Raw genomic sequence first — 20,270 nt, forward strand, 5'->3', positions numbered from 1 at the left:
TAGAATGCGATAACAAAAGGAGAATAAGGCCATGAAAAAATACGGATCCGGTATCGTGGCGAGCTGTCTGCTCGCCCTAACATTGACTGCTTGTAATGGTGGCGGAGGGAACAATGGGGTTGAAAACCCCGAGAATGATGCTGCAGCTACAGGATCATCTACCACCACTGTAGATGATGGAGGGGCATCGCATGGCAGTGGCAAGAAGACGATCATTTTCTCAAGCTTCTGGCATGATTCCAAATACGAGGCAGCAATTAAGGAGTACGAGTCGCTCCATCCAGATGTCGAGATTAAGCTGGAAAATGTAGATTACACTGACGCAACTTTGGAATCGGACATGGAAAAGTACGTATCGAGCATGAACGCGGCTATGCTGGCTGGTAAAGGACCTGATTTGCTCGCAATGGATATTTTATCATCGGACAGCTACGTGAAGCACGGTCTATTGGCTGATCTGAGTCCGATGATGGAGCAAGATCATCAATTCAAGCAGGGCGATTATTTCGCAAACGTTCTTGACAATGTCCGAATGGGCGATTCGTTGTACTCCATGCCGCTCTCTTTCTTCCTCATGGGCTTTGCCGGAGACGAAGGTGCCATTGCCAAGACAGGTGTCAAATTTGATGACCATTCTTGGTCGTGGAGTGAGTTCACGAAAACGGCAAAGGAGATGACAGCAAGCGGTGGACTTCCATCTGCGTTGTCCTACGAAGGACCTGAGTATTTACTTGGTGAGATTGTCAGCGACAATTACTCCCTGTTCATTAATCCAGACGAACGCAAAGCGCATTTTGATTCGGCATCCTTTACAGGCCTTATGAAGCAGGTAAAGGCGATGTTTGACGAAGGTCTCGTCTCCAAGACTGGCCGCGGGGCGAACGCTTACTTCCGAAGTGTTCAGATCAATTCGCCGAAGGATTATTTGGAAACGATGAAGGTCTCCGGTCTGGAGATGAAGATGTTCGATAAGGAAGAAGGTGATCACATGAAGTTGTATGCGAAGCCGCATGCGCAGGACACGTCAGCAGGAGGTTACTTCAAGACCTATCGGAGTGTTGCAGTCAATGCTAAATCAAAAGTAAAGCCGGAAGCGTGGGAATTCATGAAATTTATGATGTCTGAAGACATACAGTCGCCGTCAACGACAACGGGTTTTCCAATTAATAAGGCAGCGTATGCCAAGCAGATCGATGAGCTGAAGAAGCAAGGGTCATTTAAGTCGGCCCAAGAAGGGCCTCTTCATGGCGCGATGATTGAAGCGGACGGCACGATGCTGAGCGGACTCGATGCCTATGTCAACGGTGCCGTACACCCTTCACAGGATGACGATTCCGATAAGATGCGGGAGTTGATCGTCACCGAATCTAAAGCCTACTTCGCTGGGCAGAAGTCAGCTGAAGCCGTTGCTAGCCTGGTTCAGAATAAAGCGATGACCTACCTTAACGAATAATTAATAGTAAAGGAATGATAGAGATGAAGAATACGGGACTTATTCTACTTTCCGTTGCCCTTATCGTGCTGACGTTGGCAGCTTGCAGTAGCAATAGAAGCACCTCCGGGAACGGCGACACGGCTGAGGGAACAGGGATGGTGAGTGGTCAACCCGGAACAACAGGCGCAAATTCCGATGAAGAAGCTATGTCTTCCAACGGAAAGAAGACAATTGTCTTCTCTTCTTTCTGGCCGAACGAGCAATACGAGCAGGCCGCTAAAGCGTACGAGGAGGCCCATCCGGACATCACGATCAAGCTTCAATACGGGCTGAGCGATGAATATAGCGATGATGGGGGAGGAGAGCAGACGGATGCGGACATTGAGAAGTTTACTACATCCACGAACGCAGCCATGCTGGCGGGTAAAGGGCCTGACCTGCTAGACCTTCGATATTTGGCCGCTGACGATTATGAAAGACATCATTTGCTGGAGGATCTGCAATCAAGAATGGACGGAGACAAAACGTTTAATAAGACGAACTACTTCGCAAACGTGCTGGACGGAGGAAACTCTGAAACAGGCCAATTCAGCCTCCCATTGTCGTTTAGCCTAAGTGGTATGGTTGGCGACAAAGCTGCTATCGCCGCGACCGGCGTGAAGTTTGATGACCGGGCATGGACATGGGATGATTTCATGACGACAGGTAGGGAACTTGTCGCGGCAAAGGGTAAATACGACGCGGTTATCGTTAGCGGTGAAGGATATCAAGTAGGCGGTAAGGATTATTTTGTGCGCAGCATTGTCGCGGACAATTATGGCAGATTTGTGGATGAAACAAGCCGAAAGGCTAGCTTTGATTCACCTGCCTTCGCCAGCTTGCTGAAGCAAATCAAGAGTATGTACGACGATGGCGTCGCTGGTTCTGCCGGCCGTGGTTATTTTATCAATGCTTCGATCTTATCCCCGGAGGACTATTTGACCAGCTTACACGCTTTTGGCGATGAAACTGCCTTTTACGTGAAGCCGCATGCAGACGAAGAGGCTGCCGGCACTTCCTTCGAAACGCGAGCAGACATCGGGATAAATGCCAATTCCAAAGTGAAGGACGCAGCTTGGGATTTCTTGAAATACTTGATGGATCACACGTCAATAGGTCTTCCAATCAACAAGGAACGCTTCCAAGACGCTATTCAAGTGTTGAAGGAGCAGGGTACAATCACACCTCCATCCATTGATTCGCAGTATAGCAAGCCATTCAAAGTGGACAGTGCTCAGCTTGACCAGCTCGAAGGTTTTGCGGACGCCGCCGCCCGCAAGAGGAACGAATCCGGGAAGGTGCTCGACATTGTAGCCGCCAATACGGATGCCTTCTTCACCGGTCAGAAATCTGCGGAGGACGTTGCGAGGTTGATTCAGAACAAAGCAATGACTGTACTGAATGAGTAGCAGGTGGTTACGGCGGCTGCGGGGTGACGGTGTGGCGGTCTGGCTGTTCCTTGGACCAAGCCTGATCGGATTTTCCTTGTTTTATCTCATTCCATTCGTACTTGGCTTCTACGAGTCGTTCACTGACGGCGCGCTCGGGGGACGGTTTGTCGGTTTGAATAATTATACGGATCTACTCCACAGCGCCTCGTTCCGTAAGGCTGCGGGTAATACCATGCTGTTTACGGCAATCGCTGTACCCCTGCTCATCGCGTTGTCGCTGACGCTTGCCGTCCTGTTGAATCGGCCGCTCTTTCTTCGCAGCTGGCTGCGGACGTCGTTTATGCTGCCACTTGTCGTACCTGTCGCTTCCGTAGTAACCGTATGGCAAATTTTCTTCGACTGGAACGGGACTTTGAACGCATGGCTGCACGAGCTGGGTTTTGCCCGCGTGGATTGGATGCAGTCGAATTGGTCCATGACGATCGTCGTTGTGATGTACATTTGGAAAAACATAGGATACGACATGATTCTGCTGTTGGCTGGTCTTCAGTCGATTCCGAAGGATTATTACGAGACGGCTTCACTTGAAGGAGCTGGCCGCTTTCATCAATTCTGGCATATTACGCTCGTCTATTTGACGCCAACCATGTTCTTCGTATTGCTTATCTCCATTATCAACTCGTTCAAGGTATTTCGGGAAACGTACTTGCTGGCCGGAGATTATCCGTATGACCGGCTGTACATGCTTCAGCATTACATGAACAATATGTTCTTCGAGCTGGATGTCCAGAAGTTAACGGCCGCTGCGACACTAATGGTAGGCTGCATCGTGGTTATGACCTCCGGATTGCTCCGCGCTGAACGTAAATTCAGGGAATATACGGAGTGAAGAAAGGAGGGAAATCATGAACAATTATCTACGCTTGTCAGGCCTTGCACTATCGGTACTGTTCAGTATTTTTGCAGCTGCGATGCTGTTCCCGATCGGCCTCACACTTGTTAGCTCCATGATGTCGGAAGCGGAAATCAGCCAGAATTACGACCTGATCGGAAAAATGGTGGACACTGCAAACGGCGGCAAGGATGCGTTCCTCAACCTGAAGCTGCTGCCGGACTGGCTGACGTTCGAGCAATATTTACAAGTACTGATCCTAAGCCCGAAATTTCTGAACATGTTCTGGAATTCGGCCAGCCTTGTCGTTCCGATCGTTATCGGTCAGACGCTCGTCGGTTCACTGGCGGCTTATGCATTCGCCAAGCTGCGGTTTCCCGGACGGGACAAGCTGTTCTTCGTTTATCTAATGACGATGCTCATGCCGTTCCAGGTCACGCTTGTCCCAAACTATCTTGTCATTGATATGCTGGGTCTTATGAACCGCTCATCTGCGATTGTGCTGCCTGGCATTTTCGGCGCCTTCGGTGTTTTCATGATGCGACAGTTCATGGCTCATATTCCATATGCGCTGACCGAAGCTGCCAAAATCGACGGTGCCGGGCAGTTAACGATATTTATACGGGTTGTTCTTCCTCTGGCCAAGCCGGGACTTGCAGCACTGGCTGTACTGCTATTTGTTGATTATTGGAATATGATCGAGCAGCCGCTTATTTTCCTGCAGGATGCAGTCAAGCAACCGCTATCGCTCTATTTGGCGCAAATTAATCAATCGGCACGTGGTGTCGGCTTTGCCGCTTCCACATTGTATATGACCCCCATGGTGTTGTTGTTCCTATACGCGGAGTCCTACTTCGTGGAAGGCATCCAGCACTCGGGCATTAAGGGATAACTCAGGAGTGATTGTAATGGAAGAACGGAAGTCCGGGTTCAGCAAACGGAAGATACGTCTCTTTGCTGCTCTGTTCCTGGCTCTGCTCGCAATATGCACATTAGCGGGTAATACGCTTCGGGGCTTGTCGTTGCCGAAGGTCTACACGCAGCTTGCGGCAAAAGGATCGGTAACGCACGAATATGAAGGTCATGCGACCGTGCAGCCGGGTCAGACGCAGGATATCACAAATCCGGCAGGCTGGAAGGTGAAAAAGGTGCTTGTCAAACAAGGCGACAAGGTATCCATCCGCCAAAAGTTGATCGAATACGACGTTAGCGAGGCGTTGCTGCAGCTTGAAGACATGCATACGAATCTGAAGAAGCAGCAGCTGTCCATGACCCAGCTGCAGACGAATTATATTGCAGCGGTAACTGACGGTGACGAGGGGACATTAGCCGCCGCGAAACTCGCAATTGAATCAGCCAAGCTTGATATTGCTTTACAGGAGCAGCATATTAAGAGTCTTCAGAAGAGTATTGCCGAAGGTCAGTCGGCCATGGCGCCATTCGCCGGTGTCGTGACCCAGGTTAATGCACTAGGTGGTGCCGTGCCGGGAGGATCGCCGGATATTGTGTTAGCCAATTCCGCAAAAGGCTATGAAATCCGGTTGCAGATTCCGGGAGACGTCGCCGGCTTGCTTAAAGTCGGTGAAACGCTGGATCAAATTACGGTTACCGGCAAGGCAAGTCGTCAGATTTCGGGGACACTCGTGACTATTGAAGATGGGGTGCTTGGAGGAGAAGTGCTTCCGCCGACAGGCGATTCGTCTGGTACGAACGAATCTGCTGGTCAGCCGAGCAGTGTGACCGTTTCTCTCAAGGACGATAAGCTGAAAGGTGGCGAGCGTGTACAGGTGAAGATCGCGAAGACCAGCGAGGAACAGACGGTGACCGTGCCAAATGAAGCCGTTCATCATAATGATCTTGGAGCATATGTATTCACGCTGGAGAGTAAGGAAGGCCCGCTCGGAAATGCCTACTATGCCATCGAGACGCAGATCAAAATTACTGACTCCAACGCATATGTTACATCCGTCGCAGGAGGGTTGTTCGAACAGCAGGAAGTAATCGTGAATAGCACTGGCTTCCTGATCGATGGGACGCGTGTGAGGAGATAAATATAATGAAACGGCAGTCAGCAGTGAAGCAACCCTTTAAAGTTATACAAATACTTTATGTGACTGTTGGGCATGAGCTCGGTATTGAACCGGGCTCATGCCTTTTAATTTTTAATTTGATTGTAGTAATCAATGTATCGTGTTAGTTCTTGATTGAAGTGATCTAAACATTCAAACTCATTATGATAAAGAAACTCTATTTTGTTATTGGTACATAACGTTCTGGATAATTTAACATAGATACAAACGAACCATCGAAAGTAAGCGTAGAGTAAAGTGGACTATTTTTATTTAATGTCAATCTCCAGCTAGTTATAGGCCTGTCACGAATCAAAAAGCCACCTTCCATTGGATCGTTGGAAATTTTAGCTCCAAGTTTATGATAAACTTCTTCTACTTCCGTTAACCACTTTTTATTTGTTTCAAGAAGATCATCATTCCAATTAACCGTGGCCATAACAGGATCACCATTAGCGTCAAAGGAATATTCTCCTTCCCCGCGCTTCTTCGTTACCGCTTTCTGGACGTATGCGATATCTTCTTGTTTGAATGTTGCAACAATATAATACAAAGTGTGATATTCAGAAAAATAGAAGGCAACATCAGCCGTTCGATTATATAGCTCCATTTGTTTATGGAAAATAAAGATTTTTTCCCATTTTGTGATGTCTAATTCGGAAATATGGAGAGCTTCCTTAACCTCTTCTTCATTCATGCCCCACGTAAGTTTTTTTATAGGAATAGGAGTGCCATAAGCAGTTGTTTTACTACAACCGACTATTAATAGTCCAAGCAGCGATAAGGTTAATAGGATAAGGATGTACTTTCGAATACAGATATTCCCCATTCATCGAAAACCTCCTCCGAATTATCTATATGATGTCATTTTAACATAGGTGTTACCAAAATATGTATGTAAGCACAAATGAAAGTCCAGTCTTTTTTCCAATCTTTATCTTGGGACAGAGGCTGGGCTCTTTTGTTCTTTTTAACGACAAAAAAGTAGCTATTACTGATAAAAATTTATTGAAAAACGATAAATCACATGTTAATATCAGGTTGGCGCTAAGAACAACTAGCAAGGGGATATTAAATATAAAGGAGTTAATCTATGAGCAGCGAACCGATCATCAGTTTGCAGAATGTAACGAAGCGGGTAGGGCGGAAAACGATTATTGATGACCTTACTTTTGACGTGCCGCAAGGTGAAATCTTTGGTTTCCTAGGGCCAAACGGGGCAGGTAAAACAACCACAATCCGGATGATTGTTGGATTAATGTCCATTACCAAAGGCCAAATTCTGATCAAAGGGAAAAATATTAAAACCGATTTCGAACAAGCCATCCGCCACGTAGGCGCGATTGTGGAAAATCCGGAAATGTACAAGTATCTTAGTGGTTATCATAACCTTGTTCATTATGCCCGTATGGTGCCGGGAGTGACCAAAGAGCGTATAGATGAAGTCGTTTCTCTGGTGAAGCTGGAAAACCGTATTCATGAAAAAGTCCGTAAATACTCGCTTGGTATGCGCCAGCGTCTAGGGGTTGCACAGGCATTACTGCATCGGCCATCCCTGTTAATTCTTGATGAGCCTACCAATGGTCTTGATCCTGAAGGGATTCGCGAGCTGCGTGACTATTTGCGATTTCTGACCCGGACGGAAGGGATTACGGTTGTTGTTTCCAGCCATCTGTTATCCGAGATGGAGCTGATGTGCGACCGAGTTGCTATCATTCAGCGAGGTAAGCTGATTGACTTGAAGCCCGTACAGTATTTTACCCATGGAAGCGACACCTTCCAGACTTATCAATTCGAAGTGCAAATGCCAGAACAAGCTATAGCAATCATAAGGCGGATTGAAGGAATACAGGAACTTAGCATTTCGGAGGATGGCCTCTTAGAGGTTACTACCGAAAGGGAACAAGTCCCGGCCATATTGGAACTACTCGTGCAGAACCAAATTCGCGTCTATGGTGTTCAAAAGGTTCGCCGGTCACTGGAAGATCAGTTCTTGGAATTAACGGGAGGTGGTCAGATTGGTTAATCTGCTACTCAATGAGAATATGAAGATCTACCGAAGGATGCGAACGTGGATCCTGGTTGGACTTATGGCTGCATTTGTAATCCTAGGGAACTTCGTGATGTGGCATGAAAACAAGAGTGCACAAGGCGATGGATGGCGGACGGAATTAATGCAGGAGAAAGAACGATGGACCGAGCAATTGAAGAAATCCAATCTGGATGAAGGGCTCCGGACGTATTACACAGAGCGAATTCCCGTTATTGATTATCATTTGGAGCATAATATCCGCTCGCCGCAAGGTACGATGTGGAATGGAATTAATGAATCCGCCAGCTTGGGGATTTTGATTACTCTACTTACCATTATTATTGCCGGAGACATTATAGCAGCTGAATTTTCAACAGGAACTATCAAGCTTCTGCTCATCCGCCCATCGAGTCGGATCAAGATACTACTATCTAAATATCTCGCTATGCTATTGTTCAGTATGGTCTTGCTGCTTACTCTGTTTGTTATATCCTTCTTGTTAAATGGAATTTTGTTTGGGTTTAAATATATGGACTTGCCTTTGCTCCATTTCACAGGAGGGCAGGTTGTTGAACAAAATATGATCCTTCATTTATGGAAGACGTATTTGCTAAATGGGATATCTACTGTGATGTATATCACGATTGCCTTTATGATCTCGTCTGCTTTCCGCAGCAGTGCGATGGCGATCGGATTTTCCATTGGTATTGTATTTGCAGGCAATATTCTTCTGGAGGCGCTGCAGCGCTACGAATGGAGCAAGTATCTGTTGTTCGCTAATACGGATCTAACTCAGTATATGGAAGGGAGGCCTTTCCACGACGGGATGACGTTATCCTTCTCCATTGGAGTACTTGCGGTCTATTTCCTATTGTTCAATCTGGTTTCCTGGCTTATGTTCACGCGTAGAGACGTGGCGGGATAATATTAATGGCAATAGAACTGGGGATTGTCCCAGGTTCCGTTGCTTTTTTTTGTTTTTATATGGTTGAATATGGAATTTGAGTGAGTTAAACTTATACCTAGATATACGATGCATCGAATAACTAGGGAGGACGATATGGCGATTAACAAGGAGCTAATGAAAGGAAGCACAGTGATTCTCATCTTGAACATACTCGATAAGAAAACGATGTATGGTTACGAGATCACGAAGGAACTCGAGCAAAGCTCGGGTGGACTTTTTCAATTAAAGGAAGGTACGCTTTATCCTATACTCCATACTTTAGAACAGGACAAGCTTGTTGAAGCTTACTGGGATGAACAGACCGGACGCAAGCGGAAGTATTACCGGATTACGGACAAAGGCCGACTTCAAATGCAGGAGAAAAAACGGGAGTGGGTTCTATTCCGTTCGACAGTTGATCTCGTGCTGGGGGAGGGTCAAGTATGAGTACTTCCTATCGTTTGAGAGTAGCGGAATATTTGGATCAGGTATGTTTGCCGGTCAAAGCAAAAGAGATGCATCCAGAGATTAAGCTGGAAATCGAGGCTCATCTGGAGGCGATTATCGAGGATTTACTAGCTGAGGGGTTGTCAGAAGAAGCTGCGGTGGAACAGGCGATCGTCCAGATGGGGGATCCGGATAAGCTAGGGGTTCAATTCCATAACGTACATAAGCCTCAGACAGACTGGAACCTACTTGTATTGGTAGGGCTGCTTCTCGGAACCGGAATGGTTGCCATGTTTGCAATGAGAAAGGCAGTAACGACAATTGCGGTTCATTTTGTAGAAAATACTTTGTTTTATGGAGTATTAGGTTTACTTGTAATGGCAGCCATCTATTTCTGGGACTATCGCAAGTTGAACCGTTGGTCGCTTATTCTTTATATAGCAACAGCATCAGGTTTATTGCTCACTAAGAGATTTGGTTTGCAGGTAGATGGAATTGAAACTTGGATCAGAGTAGCAACGATGACCATTAATGTGTCGATGGTTTCACTTTATGCCTTTATACTCGCTATAGCAGGCATGATGAAACCAGCTCTTGGTAATCACGTGTCATTACTGAAGAGAATTGTGGTCTATATCATTGAATTGTTTCTCTATGTACTGATACCTGCTTGGATTTATTTAACAGTCAGCCATATTTCAATGCTTGTATTGTACATGATTGGCTTATCAGTGCTGCTCTTGTTCTCTAGAAAATGGAAGACTTGGTTGTCGTATATCACAGTAATGACGGCTTTTGGATCTGTCTTGGTACTGCTGGATGACAAGTTCAGCTATACGGTAGAACGTATATTGCGTCAATTCAATTCTGTTGATTCCAACTATATCGCTGCTCGTTCAATGGAAGCCATTCGATCAGCTGGATTAATTGGGAATGGCTTTGGCGTCAGCATGGATCAAATTCCATTTTACTATAGCAACATGATGTTTACTTATCTGATTTATAGTCTTGGTTGGATAACAGGGATGTTAGTAGTTTCGCTCATTGCTGCGCTAATGGTTAGAGTGTGGATTGTAACGAGAGTCGTAGCGGACCCTTATGGAAGGAATGTTATCGCTGGTTTGTTTGGGATTATCGCTGCCCAATATGTAGTGAGTATGCTTATGACTGCAGGTCTGATGCCTATTATGGATATAACTATGCCAATGATCAGTTATGGCGGATTTAACCTTGTCTTGAACTTAGTCGTAATCGGGTTCATTCTCAGTGTATACCGGAGGAAAAATATGATCCCGTCTGTTATTTACTAAACCATCAAAAAATAGACAGGCATCTAAATAGATGCTTGTCTATTTTTAATACTGAGTAAATTTTACCAAACTTGAAATTAAATAATTCCGTCTTTTCTCTCACTTAAGATAGTACAATAGTTGTGTATATCTAATTGGGAGGATTAAAATGTTTAAGAAAATCAAGGAAATGTTTGCGCTAGATAAGACACTAGAGAAGAAAAAGAGTGAGCTAAAAGAACTAGAATCAAAAATAAGTGATATCGATAAAGTGATTGAAGAAAAAGTTGCTCCATTCACGCTTGCCGCTGAGGAAAAGGGGATTCAGCTGATTCGGGAAGCAAACCTAAAGTCAGATGATATTTTAAATGAAGCGATGCAAAAGGCATCTACGATGGTTGAAACTTCTCAAAAGGGAATTGTAGATCTTTTAGCGAAACAGGAGGAACTGACTTTTACTGTCTCTAAACTAGATGAATCGAAACTAAAACTTACTAAAGAATTTACAAAACAAGAAAAAGCAGCACGAAAATTGAAAGCTGAAGTCCTTGGAGTAAGGCAGTTATTAGAACAATTTCCAGAGGCAATTAATTTCTCTCTTATTGAACCCCATATACGTAATCTGGAGTCTGCTATATCGACTGAAGGTGTACTGAATCCTGTGGTGAACTTGAACCTCCATCATATGGACTCGAAGGCATTGAGATCAGAGATGAATGCCAATAACAAGGATATACGTAATCTACTTGAGAGCTACCGCTCACGATATACAACAAAGGCAAACATGACCATTTATGAGCTTATGGTTATTGGATTACAGGCTGAGCTTCAGAATATCCTATATACACTTAGCTATAGTAATCTCGACAAGGCTATTGAAAATTCCAGAACTCTCATAAACAAATATTTGGCAATATCTGCTGGTGGTAATGCAAATATCCTTCCTACTGTGACACGCTTCTTGTCCGAATTAGGTCCTCTCTTTGAAATGGCTATTCGTATTGAATATAAATATTACATTCAAAAAGAACTTGAAAAAGAAGAGCAACGCAAAATTAAAGAGATCATGCGTCAAGAAGCAGAAGAAAAACGTCAATTGGAAGAGGAACGGAAAAAGATTGAGAAAGAAGAGGAGAAGTACCAACAAGAAATTAATAAGAATAAGGAAATGCTTTTAACAGAGATGGATACAGAGAAAATCGCTGCACTTGAATCTAGGTTATTAGAGCTAGAAGCTGGGGTGAAAAATCTAGAAGACCAGAAGGAAGAAATTGTGAAACGGGCAAATGGTAAAGCTGGTTATGTATATGTAATTTCTAACCTCGGCTCGTTTGGCGATCAAATGTATAAGGTTGGTATGACGAGACGCCTTAATCCAATGGATAGAGTTGATGAACTCGGTGACGCATCTGTGCCGTTTAAATTCGATGTTCATGCATTAGTGTTTAGTAATGATGCTGTTGAGTTGGAACAAAAGCTACACTCGGAACTAGAAAAACAGAGGGTAAATAAAATTAACCTTAGAAAAGAATTTTTCTACTGCTCGGTTGAGGGGCTACAATCCATTGTGCAGGACATAGATCCTACTGTGGAATTTATAACGACTATGGCTGCTGCTGAGTACCGTCAAAGTCAGAGTTTAAATGATGAAGAACTAAATATTGCAATATGATCTGTTTAATTTATCGAGTTACAGGTTCCATTCTAAGAAAAGTAAGCCCTCATCATGAGGGCTTTACCTTTTTAGTTATATTTGCATTCAAACTTCGTGAACTCCGCCAAAGAGCCTTCCCCGCAAGCATATAAACCAATCAACACGCCAGTAAAGCCTCCGGCAATCTCAGAAGATAAGTATTTCGTTTGAGCTGTACCAAGTAGGATGTCTTTGCCGTCAACATGAAGGTAGAAGCTGTAGCGTTCAGGGGTTGCACGTACAACCAGAGTGGCATGATTGTTGCTTCCCAGGTCTACTTCATGTTCAACAGATTTGATATCTCCGATATTCAAGCGCTCGATCACCTTATATCCGTTCTCTACTTGGTGAATAGCAAGATCATAATGATGATTTTCATCCATATAGAGCGTGATGCCGGCTTCACCACTATTAAGAGATATATCGCAAGAGATTACGGCATTAAAGTCTCTTTGGCGTATGCCAATGAAGGTCGGGGATGCAGGTACATCAAGAGTAACTTCAGTGCCTCTCAGCTGCAGCTTATCGTGTTCTAACGAATAATTCTCTTCGGCAGGATGACGGAGAGAACACCAGTCGAGGTTCCAATTCGTGTTCTCGAATGTATAGAGCTTTTTCTCCTGCTGAATGACTGTGCTTGGAATTCGATCGGTATCGAAGCTCATAAGCGTGGTGCCTTTATGTCCGGCAGTAAACCAACCATCCTCGCCAAAGGTAATAGGCGTTAGGAAGACTTCGCGGCCTAGATGATGATAGGTAAGCCACTGCCCGATTTGACGGAAGCCGAGATGGAAGAGCCACCAGTTGCCTTCATTGTCTTGAATAAGGTCGCCATGTCCAACCCCTTGCAGCTCGTAACCTCCCATATTGCGGTTGGTCAGTACGGGATTCATTGGATAGGCTTCGAACGGGCCGGAAGGGGAGTCACCCCGCGCATACGTTTCCATATGGCCATATTCGGTTCCGCCTTCTGCTGCGAGCAGGTAATAACGTCCGTTAATTTTATACAGATGAGGGCTTTCCAAATAACGTCCGCCTGTTCCCTGCCATATGGTACGGCTTGGCGATAGCTTATTCCCCGATTCAATATCAATTTGACACTGAACAATTCCGCCGATTCCTTCATCATCCATCCCATTGCTCATAAAGAAGGTTTTCCCATCCTCAAAATACAAATCCGGATCAATTCCCCCTTGATCAACATAGACCTGGTCGGACCATTCTCCATAAATATCGTCGGTCCATACATAGAAGTTTTGACGTGTAGTGTCGTTTGTTGTGGTCATGTAGAACCGTCCGTTGTTGTAACGAATAGTAGGAGCGAATACACCGCCGGAGCTGTTTACGGTTTCCAGCTGAACCTGGCTTTTGCGGGTTAGGCAATGACCGATTTGTTCCCAATTAAGAAGGTCTTTACTTTGGAAAATCGGGACGCCTGGAAAAAATTGAAAGGAACTGCAAACCAGATAATAGGTGTCTTCCACTTTGCATATGCTTGGATCTGGGTAGAAGCCTTTAATGACGGGATTATTGTATCTCATTACTGCACCTCGTATCTTCTAAATTCATGTATATAAGAATCCAATGCTGACAAGTTCATATACGAATTAAACAATACCATTCAATTCGTTGCAATAGGATAGGGTTGATGAATCGGATTAAATCCATTAAATTAATAGTTATATGAATTTAACTGGTGTCAGGAGATATGTGGTTATGATTAAGGCGAATGGGGATTCGAGATTCTTACCGTTATACGAGGCGCTAGCCAGCGAAGTCAGATGGAGAATGATGGACCTCATTGCTGATAGGGAAATGAATGTGAAGGATATTGCGGCAGCGTTAGAGCTAAGTCCTTCAATTGTCACTATGCATTTGCGTAAACTCGAGCAAGCTGAACTTATCGGTAGCCGTAGGGTGCGTCTAAACGGAGGAACGCATAAATTATGTTTTCTCAAGCAAAAGAGCATCGAGATCGAGCTGCCATCCGCAAGCCGGAATGCAAGGGTCAGAGAGCAGATGATTTCTGTGGGGCACTTTACTGCTTTTGATGTTCATCCTACCTGTGGGCTTGGGACACAGGAGAAAGAAATCGGTGTCTGGGATGACCCGCGTTATTTTCTCGATCCTGAGCGGGTCCACGCCGCCATTCTTTGGTTTGGAAGAGGTTATGTAGAGTACAAAACACCTAACTATCTACTTGCTCATCAAAAAGCTGAAGCTATCGAAATTTCGATGGAAATCGCTTCAGAAGCGCCGGGCTTGAACGATTATTGGCCATCAGATATCCAGTTTGCGTTTAACGGTATCTCACTTGGGACTTGGACAAGTCCTGCAGACTTCGGTAGAGCTGCACGCGGCAAATATACGCCAGAGTGGTGGCACCGTAATGTGAACCAGTATGGGTTATTAAAGACGATTCGTATTGATGCCTTCGGTACGTTTATGGATGGAGAGCGGATATCGGATGTGACTGTCGCGGATATCAAGCTGGAGGAACCGTTCTGGACGCTTCGTTTCACGGTGGATGAGGAGGCCGTTAACGTTGGGGGCTTAACGATCTATGGTGCCGGATTCGGCAACCATGACCAGGATATTGTCATTCGTGTACACCTTTAGATGAAACCTACTCACACTTGTACACGTAAAGAAGGCTGGCGCTATATAATCGTTGTAAATTCATATCATGAAACGTTAGGACGTGTCTGCAAAATGAGAAAATCAGCTAAAACGTGGTTTCGATGGATCAGCTATTTGGAAGGGGCTTCATTCCTCTTTTTATTATGTATCGCAATGCCTCTAAAATATATGTTTGATCGTCCGGAGGCCGTAGCGGTTACAGGCGGCATTCATGGTTTCTTATTTTCACTCTACTTAATAGCCATTGTGGTGATGGCTGTTCTATTCAGATGGAAGATTGTGCGTATAGCAGGAGCTGTGTTGGCTGCCTTCCTGCCATTTGGTCCATTTGTTCTGGAACGTAGACTCAAAGCGGAGGGATAGATCCACTTCATTTAAAAGGCCATCGTTTCTGGGAAACCAGGTTTGATGGCCTTTATGTTTATTAACGTCTTAATCCAATCATGATGCCCGAGGCTTTCGCTGTGCGAGATCGATCAAAGTCATTGAACTTGCGATACAAAGCAGTGCAGAGAAAATAACGGTAACACCTATATTTGAATAACCAACAAAGAGACAGCCCCGCGCGCGCAGGGCTGTCTCTTTGTTGTACTACATGCGTTTATTTCACATTTTTTCGATCGATGTAGGTAAGCTTACTGACAATGTCCTGATAGTAGTTGCCGAAGCCGGAGCCGTAGATGGTCAGTCCGCCTATGTTCTTCGCGTCTTCCCTGACCTCCAGCCTGAGGTCCCACTGCAGCCGTCTAATGTCGACGTTGTGTATCGTGTAGTCTGATACCTTTGTTCCTTCGATGAATGTGCCGTCGTTATTGATACGGATATGGACGAGTAAGCCATACTGATTCATCTCGATATTCCACCACTCCGGTGTATACTTGCCGCGCGTGCCGCCGAAGTCGCCGGGGCTTGTCCATTTGCCGATCGGGAAGCCGTTGAAAGTGAAGGAGATGTCGGATGGCCAATGCTCGTTGGACAGCGGGGCCTCTGAAGCAAGCTCCATCGTAAGCTCAAGCTCTTCAGGCTCTTCCTCGGGCATCAGGAAGTTTGGAATTTTATACGAAATAAAGCCTTTCAAGAACCACAAAATCTTCGCGTCGACACGTTCCGGGTCGAGGAAATAACGCGGGTCGTCGAAGCCGTCGCCGATGATTTTGTACTTGGAAGCCAGGCCGCAAGTAGGCTTGACATCGAAATCGGTGAAATGTCCGATGGAGATGTTGGAAATATGGAAGTTGCGCGGAATCATTCCTTTGCTCGGGAACACGAGCTCGACCCGGTCGGCTACCAGTGTGCAAAGCTTTTGTGATGCGCCCTTGCCAGGAATCATCTCCGTGCGAACCAAGTCAGCCCGTTCAAGCTTCTTGACGTGCATCGTAATGATCGAGTTGCTAAGTCCAAGTGCGGAGGCCAAGTCTTTCATAATCATTGGCTCTTGTCCGAGCAGCTCGATGATCTTAATCCGGACGTTGCTGGCCAAAGCCTCGAATAAGGGGAGATTATTCTCCGATACAATTGTTTCCATGTGACCTCTTTTTATAGTTCATTTTATTATTAAATATACCTCATCCGATTGAGTTCTGACAAGAGTATACAACAATCGTTTAAATTTTTGAATTAAAATACGAAGAACTTAATAAAAATATGAAACACTTCATAGAAAAGCGTTGACAAAACGAATCATGCGTTTTAACATGCTAAATATCACAGTCATCTACGAAATACTTCACATTTATGTAAAGTACTTAAGCGGCAACTGTAAATCATTCGTATCATTTGCAGGAAGCAGCAACGCATTCGGAAGGGAGGATACTTTTTTTCGGAGTGAATATGTAAGCGCTGTTATGGGGGTTATCAATTCGCTTTACTAATCATGAGGAGGTTTTGAAACAAATGAAAAAGAGTTCGATTATGATGCTTACGCTGATCACTGCGCTAACGGTTACAGCGTGCAGCAGCAACAACGGAGGAAACAACGGCACGGCGGGCAATAACGCTGCCCCAGGCGCAGCAGAAAGCAGCAACACTGCCGCGGCAAATAAAGAAAGCGAGCAGCCACCAGCCGAGAAGGTTGAAATCTCCATCTCGTCGTGGGGAGCTCCGGACGAACGCAAGGTGTTCGAAGCGGTACTCGACGAATTCCAGAAAGCGAATCCGAACATCAAAGTTAAATTCATTCACATTCCTAACGATTATACAACGAAAATGAATACGATGATTGCCGGCAACTCAGCACCGGATGTTGTCTTCACAAGCGATGGCGACTTCCCGCGCTGGGTGAAGCAGGGCGCATTCCTTGACATCACGCAGTACGTTGAAGCAAGCGATAAGCTGGACTTGAATGACATGTGGGAAGGCGGTCTGAACCGTTACCGTTACGACGGCAAGATTACGGGAACGGGCAGCTACTATGCACTTCCGAAAGATATCGGCCCTACGGTTATGTACTATAACAAAACGATCTTCGACAAGCTTGGTGTTCCATACCCGAGTGCAGAGACGCCTATGAACTGGGAGCAAGCGCTTGAGATGTGGAAGAAGCTTACCGTCGACGAGAACGGTGACGGCAAGACCGACATCTACGGTGCAGGTCCAATCTGGTGGGAAGGCTTCGTTTGGGGTAACAGTGGAGCAGTACTGAGTGAAGACCGCAAACAATTCACACTGAACGAGACGGCTGCTGCCGATGCGATGCAATTTATTTATGATCTTACGAATACACACAAAGTCGTGCCAGATTCAAGGGCACTGCAATCGATGAACGATGGCCAGATGTTCGAAGCAGGCAAGCTTGCGACGATTACGGGCGGCCGCTGGATGGTGCCTACATACCGCAAGTTGAAGTTCGATTGGGACGTTGCACCGATCCCATCCAACAATGGCAGCTGGACGAACGGCTGGTCAGGATCGGTTGGTCTCGGCGTCAATGCGAAGTCGAAGCACCCGGAAGCAGCCTTCAAGCTGGTTGAATTCTTCTCAGGTATTGAAGGTCAGACGAAGATGACGGAGCTCGGCTTCCAAATTCCGAACTTCAAATCCATGTCCGACGATGAAGTATATACGCAGCCTGGCCAAAAGCCGGAGCATTCGGAAGTGTTCATTAAAGCTGGCGAAGGCCAACAGGCAGGTACGTGGACGTATCTGCCGAACAGCAAATGGCTGGATACCCTTAACCAAAACCTCAGCAAGTTCTGGACCGGAAAAGAATCGGCAGTCGACTTCTTCACGAAGCTGAAGCCGCAGGTTGAAAAAAATCTTAAAGAAGGCAATCCGGAGCTCTTTCAGTAATTTATAATGTGAAGCTGCAACGCATACGCCGCGCGGACACGTTGCAGTTTCATTTTACCGGAACAAATCAAGAAAGGGGGCAGCCCTGATGAGTGCCAATACCGTTAAGCCGGCGAAGAAAAAGTCGCTCTACCGCAGTGAGATGTGGTGGGGTTTCCTGTTTATCGCCCCGCCGTTCATCGGCGTGCTTGTATTTTTACTTTATCCGTTTGTGAATTCACTTTATATGAGCTTTACAACATTTAATTTCGGGCAGCCTGCTGATTTTACGGGGGTTGCTAACTATAAACGGGCGCTCACCAATGATCCGCTCGTATGGAAGACGCTATGGAATACGTTCTACGCGGCACTTGGTGTACCGGTTAGTATGATCGTCTCGCTAATCATCGCGCTGCTGCTTGACCGGAAGCTTCGCGGCAGAAACTTCTTCCGGATGATGTTCTTCCTGCCGACGATTTGCTCCATGGTTGCGCTGGCGATGATATGGCAATGGATCTTTAATGCCGACTTCGGCCTGCTCAACTACTACCTTAGCGAGCTCGGCCTTAACCCGCCGGCATGGCTAGTTGATGAGAAATGGGCGATGTTCGCCATTATCATTCAAGGGGTCTGGGGTGGTATGGGCGTCAGCATCATTTTGTATCTGGCAGCGCTTGGCAATGTCCCGTCTTCCTTATATGAAGCGGCTACGGTCGATGGCGCGGGCGGCTGGAACAAATTCATCCACATTACAGTTCCGGGGATTTCGCCGGTAACGTTTTTTGTCCTGATCACTTCACTCATTGGTGCGCTGCAGGATTTCCCTCGGTTCCAGCTGCTTACAGGCGGCGGCCCGAATTACTCAACAACAACAATTGTGTATTACTTGTACACCATTGCCTTTGAGTACAGTGAAATGGGCTATGCGTCTGCAATTGCCTGGTTCATCGGCATCATTATTATGTTCGTCATTCTGATCAACTTCCTGCTGTCCAAGCGATGGGTCCACTACAACTAAGACTCTATGCTTACGAAGTAAGAATTACCATAAACGGCTTATGATAAGCCAATTAGTGTTGTAATTCTTTAGGCCTATGCTTACGAAGTAAGAATTACCATAAACGGCTTAAGATAAGCCAGTTAGTGTTGCAATTCTTTAGGCCTATGCTTACGAAGTAAGAATTACCATAAACGGCTTAAGATAAGCCAGTTAGTGTTGCAATTCTTTTTAGGAGGGATACAAATTCATGAGTACAACAACGGCAACCGGCCGCAAAGTGAAAACAGGTGCTACGCTCGCCAATACGGTCGTTTACCTGTTAATGATCATCGGCGGTGTCATCATGGCAGTGCCCTTCCTGTGGATGCTGTCTACATCGCTTAAGCCGGACGGCGAAGTGTTCTCGTATCCGCCGCAGTGGATACCTTCAACCTTTGCTTGGGACAACTACAAGCTAATTTTCACTGATGCGCATATGATTCGAGGCTTCTTCAATACGATGTTCGTCGTTATTCCAACGCTTGTGATCGGCCTGTTCGCCTGTGCACTGTCTGCCTACGCATTCGCGAAGCTGCGGTTCCCAGGGCGTGACAAGCTGTTCATGACACTGGTCGGCACGATGGTTATTCCCGGTGCGGTTATGATGATTCCAGCCTTTATTATGTTCAAGACGTTCGGCTGGACGGACAGCTGGAAGCCACTCATTATTCCAGGCATGTTCGGTGCGCCGATGACGATTTTCTTCTTCCGCCAATTCATTAAGCAGCTCCCCGACGAGCTTGAAGATGCAGCGAAGATTGACGGAATGAACCCGTTTGGAATTTTTATGAAAATCATTATTCCGCTTACAAAGCCGGCCTTAATTACACAAGGTATTCTATCCTTCAACGCGGGATACAACGATTACCTTGGACCGCTTATCTATTTGAACACGCCGGAGAAATATACGCTCCAGCTCGAGCTTGCCTCCTTCTCGTCCTACTACGTAACGGAATGGACGCTTATTATGGCGGGCGCAGTTGTTGCGCTCATACCAACGCTTATTTTGTTTGCATTCGCACAGCGTTTCTTCATTGAAGGGATCGCCCTCACGGGTATTAAAGGATAGGCAATAACTTCTACATTTATAA

18 protein-coding genes and 1 pseudogene are annotated in these 20,270 nt (G+C 45.8%); 15 read left to right on the plus strand and 4 right to left on the minus strand.

The window, feature by feature from the left end; translation table 11 throughout:
• Positions 1 to 31: 31 nt before the first annotated feature.
• The 5 genes from FHS17_RS07660 to FHS17_RS07680 are packed head-to-tail and all read left to right on the plus strand — an operon-like array spanning position 32 to position 5,808.
• Positions 32 to 1,453: an ABC transporter substrate-binding protein gene (locus FHS17_RS07660; RefSeq protein WP_167277525.1), complete on the plus strand. Its 1,422-nt coding sequence runs from the start codon at positions 32 to 34 to the stop codon at positions 1,451 to 1,453.
• Positions 1,454 to 1,476: 23 nt separating this feature from the next.
• On the plus strand, positions 1,477 to 2,883 hold the full coding sequence (locus tag FHS17_RS07665; protein ID WP_167277527.1) for an ABC transporter substrate-binding protein: 1,407 nt from the start codon (positions 1,477 to 1,479) through the stop codon (positions 2,881 to 2,883).
• Complete coding sequence (locus FHS17_RS07670) at positions 2,876 to 3,754, plus strand: carbohydrate ABC transporter permease (protein ID WP_167277529.1); 879 nt, start codon at positions 2,876 to 2,878, stop codon at positions 3,752 to 3,754. Before FHS17_RS07665 ends, FHS17_RS07670 begins: the two co-directional genes overlap by 8 nt.
• Before the next feature lie 16 nt (positions 3,755 to 3,770).
• Positions 3,771 to 4,649 (plus strand): carbohydrate ABC transporter permease, encoded by an 879-nt coding sequence (locus FHS17_RS07675; protein ID WP_167277532.1) that lies wholly within the window; start codon positions 3,771 to 3,773, stop codon positions 4,647 to 4,649.
• A gap of 16 nt (positions 4,650 to 4,665) precedes the next feature.
• Positions 4,666 to 5,808: an efflux RND transporter periplasmic adaptor subunit gene (locus FHS17_RS07680; protein ID WP_167277535.1), complete on the plus strand. Its 1,143-nt coding sequence runs from the start codon at positions 4,666 to 4,668 to the stop codon at positions 5,806 to 5,808.
• 42 nt (positions 5,809 to 5,850) lie between these two features.
• Here FHS17_RS07680 and FHS17_RS31215 read toward each other — a convergent pair.
• Both FHS17_RS31215 and FHS17_RS07685 read right to left on the minus strand, forming a co-directional pair.
• A pseudogene (locus FHS17_RS31215) lies at positions 5,851 to 6,011 on the minus strand (IS3 family transposase); the annotation flags it as partial.
• On the minus strand, positions 6,005 to 6,655 hold the full coding sequence (locus tag FHS17_RS07685; protein ID WP_167277537.1) for a hypothetical protein: 651 nt from the start codon (positions 6,653 to 6,655) through the stop codon (positions 6,005 to 6,007). The pseudogene FHS17_RS31215 and the gene FHS17_RS07685, both read right to left, overlap by 7 nt.
• 264 nt (positions 6,656 to 6,919) lie before the next feature.
• Here FHS17_RS07685 and FHS17_RS07690 point away from each other — a divergent pair, with 264 nt between their 5' ends.
• The 5 genes from FHS17_RS07690 (at position 6,920) to FHS17_RS07710 (ending at position 12,212) form a co-directional block, all read left to right on the plus strand.
• On the plus strand, positions 6,920 to 7,852 hold the full coding sequence (locus tag FHS17_RS07690) for an ABC transporter ATP-binding protein (RefSeq protein ID WP_167277540.1): 933 nt from the start codon (positions 6,920 to 6,922) through the stop codon (positions 7,850 to 7,852).
• Positions 7,845 to 8,783 carry an ABC transporter permease gene (locus FHS17_RS07695; protein WP_167277542.1) on the plus strand — a complete coding sequence of 313 codons (939 nt, stop codon included), beginning with the start codon at positions 7,845 to 7,847 and terminating at the stop codon, positions 8,781 to 8,783. The genes FHS17_RS07690 and FHS17_RS07695 overlap by 8 nt, the downstream gene beginning before the upstream one ends.
• A 135-nt stretch (positions 8,784 to 8,918) precedes the next feature.
• Positions 8,919 to 9,251 carry a PadR family transcriptional regulator gene (locus tag FHS17_RS07700; protein WP_167277545.1) on the plus strand — a complete coding sequence of 111 codons (333 nt, stop codon included), beginning with the start codon at positions 8,919 to 8,921 and terminating at the stop codon, positions 9,249 to 9,251.
• On the plus strand, positions 9,248 to 10,561 hold the full coding sequence (locus FHS17_RS07705; protein ID WP_167277547.1) for an FtsW/RodA/SpoVE family cell cycle protein: 1,314 nt from the start codon (positions 9,248 to 9,250) through the stop codon (positions 10,559 to 10,561). Before FHS17_RS07700 ends, FHS17_RS07705 begins: the two co-directional genes overlap by 4 nt.
• Positions 10,562 to 10,709: 148 nt before the next feature.
• Entirely contained in the window at positions 10,710 to 12,212 is a 1,503-nt protein-coding gene (locus FHS17_RS07710; protein WP_167277550.1) for a GIY-YIG nuclease family protein, read from the plus strand.
• A 71-nt stretch (positions 12,213 to 12,283) separates the two neighbouring features.
• On the opposite strand, the gene FHS17_RS07715 is transcribed toward FHS17_RS07710, so the two are convergent.
• Positions 12,284 to 13,774: a glycoside hydrolase family 43 protein gene (locus FHS17_RS07715; RefSeq protein ID WP_167277552.1), complete on the minus strand. Its 1,491-nt coding sequence runs from the start codon at positions 13,772 to 13,774 to the stop codon at positions 12,284 to 12,286.
• Positions 13,775 to 13,949: 175 nt separating this feature from the next.
• Between FHS17_RS07715 and FHS17_RS07720 the strand changes: the two genes are divergently transcribed.
• Together FHS17_RS07720 and FHS17_RS07725 are read left to right on the plus strand one after the other, a co-directional pair.
• Entirely contained in the window at positions 13,950 to 14,852 is a 903-nt protein-coding gene (locus FHS17_RS07720; protein WP_167277553.1) for an ArsR/SmtB family transcription factor, read from the plus strand.
• Between the two features lie 93 nt (positions 14,853 to 14,945).
• On the plus strand, positions 14,946 to 15,236 hold the full coding sequence (locus FHS17_RS07725) for a DUF3817 domain-containing protein (RefSeq protein ID WP_167277554.1): 291 nt from the start codon (positions 14,946 to 14,948) through the stop codon (positions 15,234 to 15,236).
• A 238-nt stretch (positions 15,237 to 15,474) separates the two neighbouring features.
• On the opposite strand, the gene FHS17_RS07730 is transcribed toward FHS17_RS07725, so the two are convergent.
• Positions 15,475 to 16,398, minus strand: coding sequence for an ArsR/SmtB family transcription factor (locus tag FHS17_RS07730; RefSeq protein ID WP_167277555.1), 924 nt, complete (start codon positions 16,396 to 16,398; stop codon positions 15,475 to 15,477).
• A 368-nt stretch (positions 16,399 to 16,766) separates the two neighbouring features.
• Between FHS17_RS07730 and FHS17_RS07735 the strand changes: the two genes are divergently transcribed.
• From FHS17_RS07735 to FHS17_RS07745, 3 genes are all read left to right on the plus strand, one after another.
• Positions 16,767 to 18,161, plus strand: a complete 1,395-nt coding sequence (locus tag FHS17_RS07735) for an ABC transporter substrate-binding protein (RefSeq protein ID WP_167277556.1) — start codon at positions 16,767 to 16,769, stop codon at positions 18,159 to 18,161.
• Positions 18,162 to 18,249: 88 nt separating this feature from the next.
• The gene (locus FHS17_RS07740; RefSeq protein WP_167277559.1) at positions 18,250 to 19,158 is read left to right on the plus strand and encodes a carbohydrate ABC transporter permease; all 909 of its coding nucleotides are present in this window, start codon (positions 18,250 to 18,252) and stop codon (positions 19,156 to 19,158) included.
• 229 nt (positions 19,159 to 19,387) lie between these two features.
• Entirely contained in the window at positions 19,388 to 20,248 is an 861-nt protein-coding gene (locus tag FHS17_RS07745) for a carbohydrate ABC transporter permease (RefSeq protein WP_167277560.1), read from the plus strand.
• The last annotated feature ends 22 nt before the right edge of the window (positions 20,249 to 20,270 follow it).

The sequence above is a fragment of the Paenibacillus lupini genome (assembly GCF_011761355.1).
GTDB lineage: Bacteria > Bacillota > Bacilli > Paenibacillales > Paenibacillaceae > Pristimantibacillus > Pristimantibacillus lupini.

What these genes read in the sequence shown, in the direction of transcription:
- FHS17_RS07660 (WP_167277525.1), top strand. Translation starts at nt 32, where the DNA reads ATGAAAAAATACGGATCCGGTATCGTGGCGAGCTGTCTGCTCGCCCTA.
- FHS17_RS07665 (WP_167277527.1), top strand. Translation starts at nt 1,477, where the DNA reads ATGAAGAATACGGGACTTATTCTACTTTCCGTTGCCCTTATCGTGCTG.
- FHS17_RS07670 (WP_167277529.1), top strand. Translation starts at nt 2,876, where the DNA reads ATGAGTAGCAGGTGGTTACGGCGGCTGCGGGGTGACGGTGTGGCGGTC.
- FHS17_RS07675 (WP_167277532.1), top strand. Translation starts at nt 3,771, where the DNA reads ATGAACAATTATCTACGCTTGTCAGGCCTTGCACTATCGGTACTGTTC.
- FHS17_RS07680 (WP_167277535.1), top strand. Translation starts at nt 4,666, where the DNA reads ATGGAAGAACGGAAGTCCGGGTTCAGCAAACGGAAGATACGTCTCTTT.
- FHS17_RS07685 (WP_167277537.1), bottom strand. Translation starts at nt 6,655, where the DNA reads ATGGGGAATATCTGTATTCGAAAGTACATCCTTATCCTATTAACCTTA.
- FHS17_RS07690 (WP_167277540.1), top strand. Translation starts at nt 6,920, where the DNA reads ATGAGCAGCGAACCGATCATCAGTTTGCAGAATGTAACGAAGCGGGTA.
- FHS17_RS07700 (WP_167277545.1), top strand. Translation starts at nt 8,919, where the DNA reads ATGGCGATTAACAAGGAGCTAATGAAAGGAAGCACAGTGATTCTCATC.
- FHS17_RS07705 (WP_167277547.1), top strand. Translation starts at nt 9,248, where the DNA reads ATGAGTACTTCCTATCGTTTGAGAGTAGCGGAATATTTGGATCAGGTA.
- FHS17_RS07710 (WP_167277550.1), top strand. Translation starts at nt 10,710, where the DNA reads ATGTTTAAGAAAATCAAGGAAATGTTTGCGCTAGATAAGACACTAGAG.
- FHS17_RS07715 (WP_167277552.1), bottom strand. Translation starts at nt 13,774, where the DNA reads ATGAGATACAATAATCCCGTCATTAAAGGCTTCTACCCAGATCCAAGC.
- FHS17_RS07720 (WP_167277553.1), top strand. Translation starts at nt 13,950, where the DNA reads ATGATTAAGGCGAATGGGGATTCGAGATTCTTACCGTTATACGAGGCG.
- FHS17_RS07725 (WP_167277554.1), top strand. Translation starts at nt 14,946, where the DNA reads ATGAGAAAATCAGCTAAAACGTGGTTTCGATGGATCAGCTATTTGGAA.
- FHS17_RS07730 (WP_167277555.1), bottom strand. Translation starts at nt 16,398, where the DNA reads ATGGAAACAATTGTATCGGAGAATAATCTCCCCTTATTCGAGGCTTTG.
- FHS17_RS07735 (WP_167277556.1), top strand. Translation starts at nt 16,767, where the DNA reads ATGAAAAAGAGTTCGATTATGATGCTTACGCTGATCACTGCGCTAACG.
- FHS17_RS07740 (WP_167277559.1), top strand. Translation starts at nt 18,250, where the DNA reads ATGAGTGCCAATACCGTTAAGCCGGCGAAGAAAAAGTCGCTCTACCGC.
- FHS17_RS07745 (WP_167277560.1), top strand. Translation starts at nt 19,388, where the DNA reads ATGAGTACAACAACGGCAACCGGCCGCAAAGTGAAAACAGGTGCTACG.